At 40.4% G+C, this 13,728-nt stretch carries 17 protein-coding genes; 6 read left to right on the forward strand and 11 right to left on the reverse strand.

Annotated features, from left to right (window positions below; genetic code table 11):
- Window positions 1-31: 31 nt before the first annotated feature.
- The 5 genes from ilvD to MHB79_RS09945 form a co-directional block, all read right to left on the reverse strand.
- Window positions 32-1,708 (reverse strand): dihydroxy-acid dehydratase, encoded by a 1,677-nt coding sequence (ilvD, locus tag MHB79_RS09925; protein ID WP_050943890.1) that lies wholly within the window; start codon window positions 1,706-1,708, stop codon window positions 32-34.
- 306 nt (window positions 1,709-2,014) lie between these two features.
- The gene (locus MHB79_RS09930; RefSeq protein ID WP_003215956.1) at window positions 2,015-3,151 is read right to left on the reverse strand and encodes a conserved virulence factor C family protein; all 1,137 of its coding nucleotides are present in this window, start codon (window positions 3,149-3,151) and stop codon (window positions 2,015-2,017) included.
- Window positions 3,152-3,181: 30 nt separating this feature from the next.
- Window positions 3,182-3,793, reverse strand: coding sequence for an HD domain-containing protein (locus MHB79_RS09935; RefSeq protein ID WP_284907204.1), 612 nt, complete (start codon window positions 3,791-3,793; stop codon window positions 3,182-3,184).
- Window positions 3,794-3,806: 13 nt separating this feature from the next.
- On the reverse strand, window positions 3,807-4,289 hold the full coding sequence (locus MHB79_RS09940; RefSeq protein WP_003216059.1) for a glutathione peroxidase: 483 nt from the start codon (window positions 4,287-4,289) through the stop codon (window positions 3,807-3,809).
- A gap of 74 nt (window positions 4,290-4,363) precedes the next feature.
- Entirely contained in the window at window positions 4,364-6,046 is a 1,683-nt protein-coding gene (locus tag MHB79_RS09945; protein WP_050943888.1) for a formate--tetrahydrofolate ligase, read from the reverse strand.
- A 138-nt stretch (window positions 6,047-6,184) separates the two neighbouring features.
- Here MHB79_RS09945 and metA point away from each other — a divergent pair, with 138 nt between their 5' ends.
- Window positions 6,185-7,093, forward strand: a complete 909-nt coding sequence (gene metA / locus MHB79_RS09950) for a homoserine O-acetyltransferase MetA (RefSeq protein ID WP_003215782.1) — start codon at window positions 6,185-6,187, stop codon at window positions 7,091-7,093.
- Window positions 7,094-7,321: 228 nt separating this feature from the next.
- The gene (locus MHB79_RS09955; protein ID WP_003215454.1) at window positions 7,322-8,473 is read left to right on the forward strand and encodes a diglucosyl diacylglycerol synthase; all 1,152 of its coding nucleotides are present in this window, start codon (window positions 7,322-7,324) and stop codon (window positions 8,471-8,473) included.
- Between the two features lie 33 nt (window positions 8,474-8,506).
- On the opposite strand, the gene MHB79_RS09960 is transcribed toward MHB79_RS09955, so the two are convergent.
- The gene (locus tag MHB79_RS09960; protein ID WP_050943887.1) at window positions 8,507-9,208 is read right to left on the reverse strand and encodes an AIM24 family protein; all 702 of its coding nucleotides are present in this window, start codon (window positions 9,206-9,208) and stop codon (window positions 8,507-8,509) included.
- A 259-nt stretch (window positions 9,209-9,467) separates the two neighbouring features.
- Here MHB79_RS09960 and cspD point away from each other — a divergent pair, with 259 nt between their 5' ends.
- Window positions 9,468-9,668 carry a cold-shock protein CspD gene (gene cspD, locus MHB79_RS09965; RefSeq protein ID WP_003215784.1) on the forward strand — a complete coding sequence of 67 codons (201 nt, stop codon included), beginning with the start codon at window positions 9,468-9,470 and terminating at the stop codon, window positions 9,666-9,668.
- Window positions 9,669-9,713: 45 nt separating this feature from the next.
- Here cspD and MHB79_RS09970 read toward each other — a convergent pair whose 3' ends face one another.
- From MHB79_RS09970 to MHB79_RS09980, 3 genes are all read right to left on the reverse strand, one after another.
- Window positions 9,714-9,896 carry a hypothetical protein gene (locus MHB79_RS09970; protein WP_003215507.1) on the reverse strand — a complete coding sequence of 61 codons (183 nt, stop codon included), beginning with the start codon at window positions 9,894-9,896 and terminating at the stop codon, window positions 9,714-9,716.
- Window positions 9,897-10,065: 169 nt separating this feature from the next.
- Window positions 10,066-10,248 (reverse strand): zinc-finger domain-containing protein, encoded by a 183-nt coding sequence (locus tag MHB79_RS09975; RefSeq protein ID WP_003215998.1) that lies wholly within the window; start codon window positions 10,246-10,248, stop codon window positions 10,066-10,068.
- A gap of 1 nt (window position 10,249) precedes the next feature.
- On the reverse strand, window positions 10,250-10,921 hold the full coding sequence (locus tag MHB79_RS09980; RefSeq protein ID WP_340989658.1) for a ribonuclease H family protein: 672 nt from the start codon (window positions 10,919-10,921) through the stop codon (window positions 10,250-10,252).
- A 93-nt stretch (window positions 10,922-11,014) separates the two neighbouring features.
- Between MHB79_RS09980 and MHB79_RS09985 the strand changes: the two genes are divergently transcribed.
- From MHB79_RS09985 to MHB79_RS09995, 3 genes are read left to right on the forward strand one after another with little or no spacing between them, the layout of a single operon-like run.
- Window positions 11,015-11,704 (forward strand): queuosine precursor transporter, encoded by a 690-nt coding sequence (locus MHB79_RS09985; protein ID WP_003215661.1) that lies wholly within the window; start codon window positions 11,015-11,017, stop codon window positions 11,702-11,704.
- Window position 11,705: 1 nt separating this feature from the next.
- Entirely contained in the window at window positions 11,706-12,101 is a 396-nt protein-coding gene (locus MHB79_RS09990) for a reverse transcriptase-like protein (protein ID WP_003215503.1), read from the forward strand.
- 44 nt (window positions 12,102-12,145) lie between these two features.
- Window positions 12,146-12,271, forward strand: coding sequence for a hypothetical protein (locus MHB79_RS09995; RefSeq protein WP_003215584.1), 126 nt, complete (start codon window positions 12,146-12,148; stop codon window positions 12,269-12,271).
- Between the two features lie 16 nt (window positions 12,272-12,287).
- Here the strand turns inward: MHB79_RS09995 and MHB79_RS10000 are convergent, their stop codons facing one another.
- Together MHB79_RS10000 and MHB79_RS10005 are read right to left on the reverse strand one after the other, a co-directional pair.
- Window positions 12,288-13,175: a 5'-3' exonuclease gene (locus tag MHB79_RS10000; RefSeq protein WP_050943885.1), complete on the reverse strand. Its 888-nt coding sequence runs from the start codon at window positions 13,173-13,175 to the stop codon at window positions 12,288-12,290.
- Window positions 13,176-13,449: 274 nt separating this feature from the next.
- Complete coding sequence (locus MHB79_RS10005; RefSeq protein WP_050943884.1) at window positions 13,450-13,713, reverse strand: YpbS family protein; 264 nt, start codon at window positions 13,711-13,713, stop codon at window positions 13,450-13,452.
- Between the last annotated feature and the right edge of the window lie 15 nt (window positions 13,714-13,728).

Genomic DNA, 13,728 nt, shown 5'->3' on the forward strand with positions numbered 1-13,728 from the left:
GAGAGCCAATTTTCAAATGTTCTATTTCAGATTAAATTTTCATGATTCCGCCTGTGTTGGCTGATGTCACAAGTTTTGAATATCTGGCAAGATAGCCCGTTTTCACTTTTGGCTCAAAGCCTTTCCAGTTCGCTTTTCGTTTTTCCCATTCTTCCTCTGGAACCTCTACGCTTAAAATGCGCTGCTCAATATCAACCACGACATGGTCACCATTTTCAACAAAGGCAAGCGGGCCGCCTTCAGCTGCTTCAGGAGAGACGTGTCCGATAGACAAGCCGCGAGAAGCGCCGGAAAAACGTCCGTCCGTAATTAAAGCAACCTTTGGTCCAAGACCCATCCCGACAATTTGTGAAGTAGGAGCAAGCATTTCTGGCATACCAGGTCCGCCTTTAGGTCCTTCATAGCGAATGATGACAACATGTCCTGCTTCTACTTTTCTATTAATGATGCCTTCAAGAGCTTCTTCTTGGGATTCAAATACGATCGCAGGTCCTTCGTGACGTGTGATCCCATCTTGTACTCCGCCCGTTTTAATGATGGCTCCATCTGGCGCAAGGTTTCCAAATAAAACCGCTAAGCCGCCCTTTTCAGTAAATGGCTTGTCGATTGGATAAATAACGTTATAGTCTTTAACCTCGTGACCTGCAATGTTCTCACCCATCGTTTTCGCTGTGACGGTCATTGTATCTAAATGAAGGGCGCCTTCTTTTTTGGACAATTCATTTAGCGCAGCTGTGACACCGCCTGCTTCATGTAAATCTTCAATATAAACATCCGAAGCTGGAGCAAGTTTTGATAAATGAGGCACACGCTCTGCTACTTCATTGATGCGTTCAAGTGAATATTCAACACCTGCTTCATTTGCGATCGCCAGTGTGTGAAGAACTGTATTCGTTGAACCACCAAGTGCCATATCTAATGCAAATGCGTTATCAATTGCTTTCTCAGTCACAATATCACGTGGTTTAATATCCTTTTTAATGAGCTCCATTAGTTGTTTTGCTGACTTTTTCGCAAATTCTCTTCGCTCTGGTGATGTCGCCAAAATCGTTCCATTTCCAGGAAGAGCAATTCCAAGTGCCTCTGCTAAACAGTTCATTGAGTTTGCTGTAAACATACCTGAACAAGATCCGCAGGTCGGACAGCCAAACTGTTCTAATTCATTTAATTCCTCTTCGTTAATTTTACCTGACTGGTAAGCACCGACGCCTTCAAATACAGAAGAGAGGGAAATCTTTCTGCCATCACTTGTTCTACCCGCTTCCATCGGTCCACCGCTGACAAAGACCGTCGGAATATTGACACGCATTGCTGCCATCATCATCCCCGGTGTAATTTTATCGCAGTTAGGAATACAAACCATTCCATCAAACCAGTGAGCAGATACAACGGTTTCGACAGAGTCAGCAATGATTTCACGGCTTGGTAGTGAATATCTCATCCCGATATGGCCCATCGCAATTCCATCATCGACCCCAATCGTATTAAATTCAAATGGGACGCCGCCAGCTTCACGAATGGCTTCTTTCACAATCTTTCCGAATTCCTGAAGATGGACATGTCCTGGGACAATATCAATATAGGAATTACAAACAGCAATAAATGGCTTGCCGAAGTCCTCATCCTTTACCCCCGCTGCTCTTAGTAAGCTTCGGTGAGGTGCTCTGTCAATTCCTTGTTTAATCATATTACTACGAAGTTCTGCCATCTGTTTAAAAAGCCTCCTATACTACAAGTCTTGTTGACTGTATGATTTTGAGTTGATTTTATTTTACAAATTTTCTGTTTATTTAGCCACCGATGAATGACCGATGACCAGCATAGCTGCTGAAGCTAGTGTTCAGCATGGTTCGTGTCATAAAATCTGACCTCCAATATTCTATATTGGTACTACTATATAGAGTTTTTTCGTATATTTCAACAATATTCAAAATAATTTTTCTAAAAAAATTTTTCTGTCTATGATTTTAGAAAAACAAGCTACCTATCATTGGCAGCTTGCTCATAAGTCTCATCATTCTGATGCATTTTTTCTACTTTCTGTCATTTGCTTCCATACTGAGCCTTTCGCTTCTTCTCCGTGCTCAATGCGCTCAATCGCCATTTTCACTTGAAGGCTGACTTCAAATTCAGGGTCTTGCTCAGCTTCTTTTAATGCGTCAAGTGCTGTTTCGTCACCTTCTTCATAAAGAAACATCGCTGCACGCCAGCGAACAAGTTTACTTGGATCCTTTAATGATTCGATCATTGCTTCTATAGCGCTCGGGTCACCAAGGTCTGAAATGCAGTCTCCAGCGGTTCTGCGGACCGTCACTGTTTTATCTTTAAGCCCTTTATATAAAATAGGCAGAATAGCAGGATCTTCAATCATTCCAGCATTCACAACGGCTTGTCTGCGAATCGATGTTTTAGGGTCCTCCATTGCTTTCATTAAAACAGGTATATCCTTTTGCTCTGGCTGCATTTGCTCTAAATGGGCAAAACGCTTTTTCCAATCTTCCTCGCGCAGCATTTCTTCTGTCACATCATATGCCTTTCGGTTCACCTGTCGATCTACAGCTTCTTGTCCTTCTTTGACTGCCTCTGTTAAGCGGGCTAAACGTTCGTCATCATAGGCTGCTTGGAGCTCTTCTGTCACTTCCTGGCCGATATCTGCAAAGTCACCAAAACGAACGCCATGTTCTTTCCACACACGTTCAAATACGACATTGTCTGAACTGCTTCTGAGCTTTAAAATGGCTGCTTGGAAGCGTTCAGGCATGCCAAACCGCTCTTCTCTTTCACCGTCCGTTAATTTGACTTGCATCGGAATCCCATTAAACATTTGGATGAACACTTTGACTTCGCCAAATGTGTCACCGCCAGACTGCGACCCTTCCTGAAGGCCTTCTGTTTCTTGACCAAAGGCTTCTCTGACCTGCTGCAAAATGCCCTGCCAGTCAAACTTTGCATTACGCTCAACCGCTAAGAAATCTGCGACATGATAAACACCTTTTACACCTTCAATGTTCAAAATACGCTTAATCATCTCTGGCGCTTCGTCTTTTTGATCCTTTTTGTAGTTGTTGCTTTTCCCGCCGGCAAGTGCTTCTGTCAAAATGACCTTCATCGTATTTGGACTTGGCGTCGGTTCTATCGCTGTTATTTTCATCTATACATCCTCCTTACACACATAAAGACCCTACTCATCTGTAAGGCCGCATTCTTCTTTCCATGTCTTGATAAATAGGCTCATCAAATCATGCCGCTCCTCAGCAAGCTGCTTTCCAGAACGAGTGTTCATTAAGTCTTTTAATTTGAGCAGTTTTTCTTCCATATGTTTTAGCACAGAGCCCTGCTGCGTGTCCTTTGTATAGTGGGGTTCCCCTTTTGCGCCTGCATAAGTAAACACCCTCGCAATACCGGTTGCTCCTATCGCATCGAGCCGATCTGCGTCTTGAACAATGGCCCCTTCTAACGTTATTGGTCTATTCTGCTTATGTCGATGACGAAAAGACATCGTTGTAATGATGTCCATGATATAACAAATATCTCGCGTATGAACTTCCCAAGAAAGGAGCTGAAGCTCAAGCTGCTTTGGTGAAAGTTTCCATTCACCCGGCAGCTTTTCATCTATGACATCATGAACAATCGCTGCCATTTCGATCACAAACAGAGAGCCGCCTTCCTGATTAGCAATCTGGCAGGCAAGCTGCCGCACACGATCAATATGAGCCGCATCGTGTCCAGTCGGTTCATATTTCAGCCGATCTGAAACAAAGGAGGCAGCTGCCTCCAATTGTTTTTTCTGCATGACGGTGAGCACCTTATTTGTCCAAAAGAGCGATGATGGAGCTTTCTAATTCTTTTGGTGATGTTTTCGGAGAGAACCGCTCAGTGACTTCTCCGTTTTGATCCACGATAAATTTTGTGAAATTCCATTTCACTGTTTTTGTGCCAAGTACACCTTTTGCATGACTTGTTAAATGTTTGAAGAGCGGGTGCGCGTTGTCACCATTGACATCTACTTTCGCAAACATAGGGAAGGTCACCCCATAATTCAAAGAACAGAATTCTTGAATGGCTTCTTCTCCTTCTGGTTCTTGGTTCATAAATTGGTTACATGGAAATCCTAAAATTTCAAGGCCCTTTTCATGATATTGATCATATAGCTCCTGCAGTTGTTTAAATTGAGGAGTCAGTCCACATTTGCTTGCTGTGTTGACAATAATGAGTACTTTTCCTTTGTAATCTGCCATTGATTTTTCTTGACCGTTAATGGTCTTGACCTGAATATCATAAATTGACATCTCATAGCCTCCTAGGATTCACTTTTTCCTATCGTAACATGCTTCTTTTATAAAATCGCTTTTTATGCTTCCGGTTAAAAGAGTCCTGTCACACTGCCGTCTTCTAATAAATCCATCTCGAGCGCCGCTGGTTTTTTAGGTAATCCAGGCATTGTCAGAATGCTTCCAGTTAAAGCAACAATAAATCCTGCTCCTACAGATGGTTTTAACTCACGAATCGTAATGGTAAAACCCTTAGGTCTCCCAATTAAAGCTGGATCATCTGAAAGTGAATATTGCGTTTTTGCCATACAAACCGGTAAATGCCCCCAGCCGTTTTCCTCGATGGCTGCCAGCTGTTTTCTTGCTTTTGAAGTGAGTGTGACCCCGTCTGCTCCGTAAACCACTTTGGCAACTTTAGATAATTTTTCTTCGATGGAATCATGCTCTTCATACAAATAGGAAAAGCTGTTCTTCTTCTTTTCAATAAGTGTTGCGAGTTCTTCGGCAAGTGCTGTCCCGCCTTCGCCTCCTTCTTCCCATACATTCACAGCTTGGACTGGGTGGCCATGTGCGTGGCACCAATCTTCTATCGCTTGAATCTCTTCTTTTGTATCAGTGATAAATCTGTTAACTGCGACAATGTACGGAAGACCGAAAGCTTGGACGGTTTCAATATGCTTTTCTAAATTATGTATACCTTTTAATACAGCTTGTGCATTTTCTTCTTTGAGTTCTGTTTTCTTCATTCCGCCATGCATCTTTAATGCTCTGACAGTCGCCACAATGACAACTGCACCAGGCTTGAAATCACCAGCTCTTGTTTTAATGTGCAGGAACTTTTCTGCTCCAAGATCTGCTCCAAATCCAGCTTCTGTTACGACATAATCGGCTAATTTCGCCGCCATTTTAGTTGCAATTAAACTATTACATCCATGCGCAATATTGGCAAAAGGACCGCCATGAACGAGGGCCGGAGTTCCTTCAATCGTTTGTACAAGATTCGGTTTGAGTGCGTCTTTTAAAAGTAACGTCAGAACACCTTCATATCCAAGTGCACCAACAGTGACTGGCTCCCCATCTTGATTATAGGCAACAACAATAGAAGAAAGACGTTTTTTCAAGTCGGTTAAGTCTTCTGCTAAACAAAGGATGGCCATCATTTCGGAGGCAACCGTGATGTCAAACCCGTCTTCTCTAGGATACCCATTTACCTGTCCACCAAGTCCGACAACGACCTGTCTTAAAGCACGATCGTTTAAATCAAGCACTCGCTTCCATACAATGCGGCGCGCATCGATGCCAAGTTCATTTCCGTGATGGATATGGTTATCAATGAACGCAGATAAGGCATTATGTGCAGAAGTAATGGCATGAAAATCTCCTGTAAAATGAAGATTGATTTCTTCCATTGGTAGCACCTGTGAATATCCTCCACCTGCTGCACCGCCTTTTATACCCATTGTAGGACCTAATGAAGGCTCTCGCATTGCTATGATTGCTTTTTTCCCTATTTTTTCGAAGGCTTGACCGAGCCCGACTGTGACGGTAGACTTCCCTTCACCTGCTGGCGTTGGATTGATCGATGTGACAAGGATCACATGTCCTTCTTTTTGTTCTTTTAAACGGTCAAAAATAGTCAAAGATATTTTCGCTTTTGTGAAACCATAGCATTCTAATTCTTCGTCATGTATTTGCAGCTTTGCTGCGATGTCTTGAATAGGTCTCAGCTTTGCCTTTTGGGCGATGTCAATATCTGATAAATGCTTTGTGATCATAAATAAACGGCCTCCTTTTTTTCGAGAAACAGCTTTGTTTTTGCTCTGTTTTTCATTGTAACATAATTGAAACATTGAAATATCGCCAGAAAGTTCCTATAATGAAATGAAATTATCTTTGGTTCAGGGGGTGGCGAGTTGCCTATTAACATACCAGTTCATCTGCCGGCAAAACAAATACTAGAGAGCGAAAACATTTTCGTCATGGATGAGACAAGGGCATTCAAGCAAGATATCCGTCCTTTGAATATCGTGATCTTAAATTTAATGCCAAAAAAAATACAAACTGAAACGCAGCTGCTAAGAATGCTCGGAAATTCTCCTTTGCAAGTGTACTTTACGTTTTTGATTCCAAGTACGCATACACCGAAGAATACGTCGAGAGAGCATCTAGATGAATTTTATACGACCTTTGAATCGATTCGCCATAAGAAATTTGATGGAATGATCATCACCGGCGCACCAATTGAGCATTTAGCTTTTGAAGAAGTATCCTATTGGAAAGAGCTGCAGGACATTTTGGACTGGAGTAAAACGAATGTGACGTCTACTCTTCACATTTGCTGGGGTGCACAGGCAGGCCTATATCACCATTATGGTATTGAGAAAATCAAGCTTGCTGAGAAAAAATTTGGTGTATTTGAGCATCTTGTGAAAGAGAAAAAAGAAAGATTAGTCAGAGGTTTCGATGAAGTATACTATGTCCCACATTCGAGGCATACAGATATTAATACAGAACAATTAAAAAACACGCCGAATTTGAAAGTATTGAGTGTCTCTGAAGAAGCGGGTGTTTGTTTAATTGTTTCAGATGATGATAAACAAGTATTTTTAACTGGACATCCTGAATATGATACGGACACATTGAAGCAGGAATATGAAAGAGATTTGTTGAAGGATGATACAGTCCAAAAACCTGTCCACTATTTTATAGAAGATGGTGACACATTAGTCCCAGTGAATCGATGGAAAGCCCATGCCACTTTACTGTTTATGAACTGGCTCAATTATTATGTTTATCAAGAAACACCATACGTTTGGGAATAAAATAGACTGTAGTCTGATGATAAATGGCCAAAATGTGTTAAAATACAAATGGCTCTGTCTTCCATTATCAATTTAGTCTTGTTGTTTTTTAAAATTAGTTTAATTCTTTCGTAACGAATGATATGCTCTGACTGTTTATATGTTATCTTTATGTATATGTAGACCTATGAGATTAATAGTTTTCGTACGAAGTTTTGTTGTTGTTGATTACATTTGAGGTGAATATTCTTGAATACCAATAAAAAAATATTAATCTTGACCGCAAATTATGGAAATGGACATATGCAGGTGGCTAAAACACTGTATGATGAATGCAAATCTCAAGGCTTTGAGCATGTTGTAGTTTCTAATTTGTATCAAGAATCAAACCCCATTGTGTCGGAAGTGACTCAATATTTATACTTGAAGAGCTTTTCCATTGGGAAACAATTTTATCGGTTGTTTTATTACGGTGTAGATAAAATTTACAATAAACGCAAATTTAACATTTATTTAAAAATGGGAAATAAGCGTCTTGATGAACTTATTCAATTACACAATCCGGATATGATTATTATTACATTCCCGATGATTGTTGTTCCTGAATACCGGAACAAAACAGGAAAAGTCATCCCGACATTTAATGTCATGACAGATTTCTGTCTTCATAAGATTTGGGTACATGAAAACATCGACCGGTACTATGTTGCAACCGATTATGTGAAACAAAAATTAGTGGAAATCGGCACACATCCAAGCGATGTCAAAGTGACAGGCATTCCTATTAGACCACAATTTGAAGCAGACGTGCCAAAATCGAAGATTTATAAAAAATATGGATTATCATCAAACAAAAAAGTTCTTCTGATTATGGCCGGTGCTCATGGTGTACTGAAAAATGTCAAGGAATTATGTGAAGCATTGCTTCTAGACAGTGAAGTACAAATTGTTGTTGTATGTGGAAAGAACGCAGCGCTGAAACAATCACTAAGCGATCTTGAACAAGCACATCCAGATCAATTGAAGGCGCTTGGATATGTGGAACAAATTGATGAATTGTTCAGAGTAACAGATTGTATGATCACAAAACCAGGTGGCATTACTTTAACAGAAGCAACTGCAATCGGCGTCCCAGTCATTCTTTACAAGCCTGTCCCTGGACAAGAAAAGGAAAATGCTCATTTCTTTGAAGATTATGGGGCAGCCATCGTCATCAACAGACATGAAGACATTTTAGAATCTGTGACCAACTTGCTTCAAGATGAAGAAAAGTTAGAAACCATGAAACAAAACATGAAAAATCTTCACTTAAAGCATTCTTCTCAAACCATTTTGGAAGATATCGTTGAGCAATCAGATATCATCACGAATAACAAAACGTATGCTCGCGCATTATCATAAAAAGGTGTCCGTCATTGACGGACACCTTTTTCTTTATCCTTGATTTCCATTTGTTGTGTACACTTCTTCAAACGGCTGCACAACAACAAAGCCGCTTCCGCTAAATTTCATTTGAATAGACTCTCCGCTTCCTCTGCCAATAAAGGTTTTGAATGAAACATCTGTCACAAATTCAGTTTTTAAATCCCCTGACCATGCAACTGTCGCATTTGGATCTGTATAGACAGAGTCACCCGGCTGAACAATCAATGTGAGCGGCTCATAATGACTCGTAATCGCAGCAAGGCCTGGTCCTTCTAATTTGACATTAAATAATCCGCCTGCAAGCATCCCCGACACTTTTTTCATCAATTTGATATCCCAGCGGACTGAAGGTTCAAATGCGAGCAAATCATTCCCATTCACAAAAATGGATTCGCCTTCAGCTAAACGAAGAATTGAGATTTTTTTGCCTTGATCTGCTACATATAATTTCCCATCACCTGTTGCCTTCATGAGTGAAGTGCCTTCTCCTGACAGCATTTTTTTGAACATCTTTGAGACGCCATGTTCAAACACGCCCTCACGTTCAAACTTGATTTTGCCTCGGTACGAAACCATGGAACCTGTTTTTGCCCAAATGGTATCAGTCAAATTAATTTCTAAAAGTCTTGATGTTTCAAGTTCGAAGACCCCTTCTCCCTTATCTTCCTGCTGCGTATTCTGAACAAATTCTTCGAGTGTATAACGATTCATGATAGCACCTCTTTCTGTATTTTTTTTATATACGGACAAACTGTGCATAAAGTTTCAGAAAATGGGGACGGTTTAGCTATTATTGTTATTTGTCAAAAAAAATCAAACATTCTGCTCAAAATTTGGCTCTCCCGCTTGACGCTTTACTTTTGATGGTGTATAGTGGAACCATCATTTAACAACTGCAAAGTCGTTAGGTGATGAAAATTTTTTTTAGTATGCCAAAAGGTATGCTACAGTACTAGGAGGAAAAAGCAATATGCAAAACGGTAAAGTAAAATGGTTCAATAATGAAAAAGGTTTCGGCTTCATTGAAGTTGAAGGCGGAGACGATGTATTCGTTCACTTCACAGCTATCGAAGGTGACGGTTACAAGTCTTTAGAAGAAGGACAAGAAGTTTCTTTTGAAATCGTTGAAGGTAATCGTGGACCTCAAGCTGCAAACGTAACAAAAATCTAATCAACTAAATCAATGATGCAAAATAAAGAGAGGCTTATGCCTCTCTTATTTGATTTTCAGCTGAATTTCAATTGCTAAAATATTTTGCTTCAGTCGTTGTTCAATTTCAGAGATATCTTTTTCGAGAAAAGGTCTTCCCTTCTTTGCTACATCTACAAGTTGCTCTAGATCGCTGTACACCTCTTGAAATGTTCGATGTAATACCGTTTCGAACTCCTTATTATTCATACCGGCCTTCCCCTTTTCCTCTAATATCCGTCACTTAGTCAAAAAGTAACTCAACCAAAACTTTCTATAGTTATATCGGCTCATTTTTCGGAATATGTTCTTTTTTTACACATTCTATCCGTTTTTTTTCAAGAGCGAATGTTTGAGCAGGGAAAACCGGTCCGTTCGTTTATTTTTTGAGCAGCGTTTGGCCATATTCTTTTATTTTCTCTCCAACAGTGCATTGCTGTATGCAAAAGGAATGGGCATATTTTTTGCCAAATTCTTTTCGAAAATGCTTCTTAATCAAACAATCTGAACAATACGTGTCTTGAAGATCGGTCAATTCTTGTACTGCTGTTTTTTTATCCACATTATTCAGCTCCGTCTGCTTCTAATTTCAATGTACTTTCGATTGGGACGTCTGCAAGAATCTGTCTTGCAAGCTGATCCGCTTCTGCATTTTGTTTCCGATCGATGGCTTCATAGGTTGGCGTCAGCTTCAGCTCTTTTAAAGCCGCTTCAATTCGGTCAAGCCATTTGTTATGTACATCATCATAACAAGGCCATTCTCCTTTTAACTGATTCATGACAACAAGTGAATCTCCTCTAATCGTGACAGAATTTCTGCTTGCCCCCAGGTCTTTTAAAGCTTTTACTGCCTCAAATAAAGCCGCATACTCTGCTTCATTATTGGTACTCCCTTGGAAAGGCTGATTTTTTCTCAATCGATAAGCGTCTTTTCCTAGCTTATAGTAGACGACAACACCAAGACCAGAGTCACCGGTTTCTTTGTGAAAACTTGCATCAAAATAGACTTGAAGCTGATCAGGTTCAAGCTTTAATTCTTCATTTAGCTTTTCAAGCTCTTTTATAGACCACATAGCCCCTTTTTCATCTTCAAATGACATAAGTGACTGTGGTTCTTTTTTGTCAATATGTTTTGCTAACCTCAAGGCCTCTTTTAGCTCCAACCAATCTTCTTGGTAAAAAGCAATGGACCCAATTGATTTCACTTTCATTGTGTAGTGTGCTCTTAGTTTCATTGATCACATCGCCTTCCCGTGCTTTTAAGGTAAACATACGTTATGCTATAATCAAAAAGTTACATTTACAATGAGAAAGGAAGTTCATGTCACTTGTTTAATGAAGGTATTTGGATCTTATTTGCGATCATTAATTTTATCATTGTTCTTCTATTTTATAAAGGATTTGGCAAGATGGGCCTTTTTGTCTGGATTGGCTTTGCGACGGTTGCCGCAAATTTACAAGTTGTCAAAACCGTTGAATTATTCGGCCTAACGGCAACACTTGGAAATATTTTATATGGCAGTGTGTTCTTTGCAACGGACGTATTGAATGAAAAATATGGACAAAATGAAGCGAGAAAAGCTGTCTGGATTGGTTTTGCTACCCTTTTAACACTAACTGTTGTCATGCAGGAAGCTTTGCTTTTCCATCCCGCTCCATCTGATATCTCACAATCATCGCTGGAAACCATATTTGGCTTTATGCCAAGGGTTGCACTTGGCAGTCTCGCTGCTTATATCATCAGTCAAATGCTAGATGTTTATGTATATTCGTTTATTCGCCGCATATTTCCTTCCGATGGCGCGCTCTGGGTGCGCAATGCCGGAAGTACGATGATTAGCCAGCTTCTTGATACATTGATTTTCACGACCATTGCCTTTCTTGGCACGTATCCATTTCATGTATGGATAGAAATCTTCATCACGACATATGTCATTAAATTTATCGTCGCTGCGATTGCAACACCTTACGCGTATGCAGCGAAAAAAATGGTTCCGCTTGATGAAAGGGTGAAATGATGTGCCAGCAGAAATATACATTGACGGTGCGAGTGCAGGGAATCCGGGTCCCTCTGGCATCGGCATTTTCATCAAATATAATGGAAAGGCTGAGTCCTTCTCCATTCCTCTTGAACCCATGAGCAATCACGAAGCAGAATTTTCTGCTCTGATCGAGGGGATGAAAATATGCGCAGAAAAAGGATTGCGTACCGTTTCATTTCGAACAGATTCACAAGTAGTTGACCGCGCAGCCAATGCAGGATTTGCTAAAAATCCAGCCTTTCAGCACTTTATCAAAGAGATGATCGAGCTTCAAAGCCAGTTTGATTTATTTTTTATTAAATGGATTCCGAGTAAGGAAAACCAAATAGCAGATCAGCTCGCCAGAAAAGCGATTCACCTATCTAAAGGATGAATCGCTTTTTTTCGGTTATGCTAATGTGTGTGAGGTGATACTGATTGGATAAAGAAAATAAAGGTCGTGTCACAAATGGGACAACCCCACAAGGTGATGCGCAAACAAAAGATAAACAGCCACTATCTCAGCTGGAAAATAGAGCAAAGAAAAGCAATACAAAAAGATGAACCTTAGAGATCGGCTTTAGCTGATCTCTATTGTACTTAAACGATTCATCATCGGTTCGATTCCTTTGATTTGATGGTGCCTCAGCATAGCAGCAGCACGTTCTTGATTGATGTTCATTTTCGTCTCATCCATTGGACAGCTGAGCGGGACATCACATTTAATCTCTGCCAATAGACGAGAAAGCTTCAAATCTTCTAATCCTGCTTGCATTTTCTTTTGCTGCGTAGCCGTTAGTTCATGGACATTTTCTAACAAACCGTCAATCGTTTCATATGTTTGAATAAATTTTAAAGCAGTTTTTTCTCCGATTCCTTTGACACCTGGATAATTATCACTTGCATCACCCATGAGTGCTTTCATATCAATGAGTGCCTTTGGCGAGATTCCCATTTCCTCTTCAAATAAGGCTTTTGTATAATGCTTATAATTGCCAATTCCTTTTTGCATCAGGGCAACAGTCACTTGTTCATTCAAAATTTGCAGCAAATCTTTGTCACCAGTTAGGACAGTCACGCGTGCTTCTTTTTGGTAAAGCGTAGCAAGTGTACCAATACAATCGTCTGCTTCAAAGCCCTTTAAACCAATGTTCACAATTCCTAGTTCTTCTGTAGCTTCTTTTGCTAAATCGAATTGCGGAATGAGCTCGACAGGCGCCTCTCCTCGATTTGCTTTATAATCTTGAAATAATTCGTTTCGATAGGTTTGGCTTCCCATATCCCAGCAGCACACAATATGAGTTGGCTCAAATGTCTGTACAGCTGTTAATAAGTGCTTCAAATAGCCATTCACTCCATTTGTTGGTACACCGTGGTCATTTATCATAAAATTGCGATGGACAGCCGTCGCATAAAACGATCTGAACAAAAGCGCCATTCCATCTACAAGCAGTACGTGTTTATTCATTCTCTTAAACTCCCTTTTCAAAACAATACTCCCATTCTATCACAGAACACAAAACTGGACATGAAAAAGGCGCCTTCTTCTTTTACAAAAGAAGAGGCAGCCCGTTTACTTTTGACCGTATTGCATTTTTTTCGTTTCTGCTTCTGCATAGGACGGCATGTCTTTTTGTTTAGGGTCACGCTCATCCTGCTGCTTTGTCTGTTGCTTTTTTTTCATGATCATTCCCCTTTCTCGGTACATTCATTAAGATGACCAAAAAAGAGAAAGTTACTCTTTACTTCTGTTTCTGCTCGACATACTCTCTGACCATATCATTCGTCACAAGCTTACGAAGCGGAACAATACCGCCTCGTGCAAGCTCATTCATCTTCGACGTAATGGCGTTGATCTCGTCTGTTGTAAATGGCTCGTTTTGCTCACATTTGACAACAGCCATCTCTATTGCTTGTTCTCTTTTCTGTTCAAGCTCAAGAAAGGACTGAATATGAGCATGCTGCTTTTGTGAGTGTGCTGAAATCTCTTCGTGTACGCTCGTCATTTTGTATCAACTGCT

Origin of the sequence: Bacillus sp. FSL M7-0558 (assembly GCF_038003245.1) — a bacterium.
In the GTDB taxonomy this organism is placed as follows: Bacteria; Bacillota; Bacilli; order Bacillales; family Bacillaceae; genus Bacillus; species Bacillus pumilus.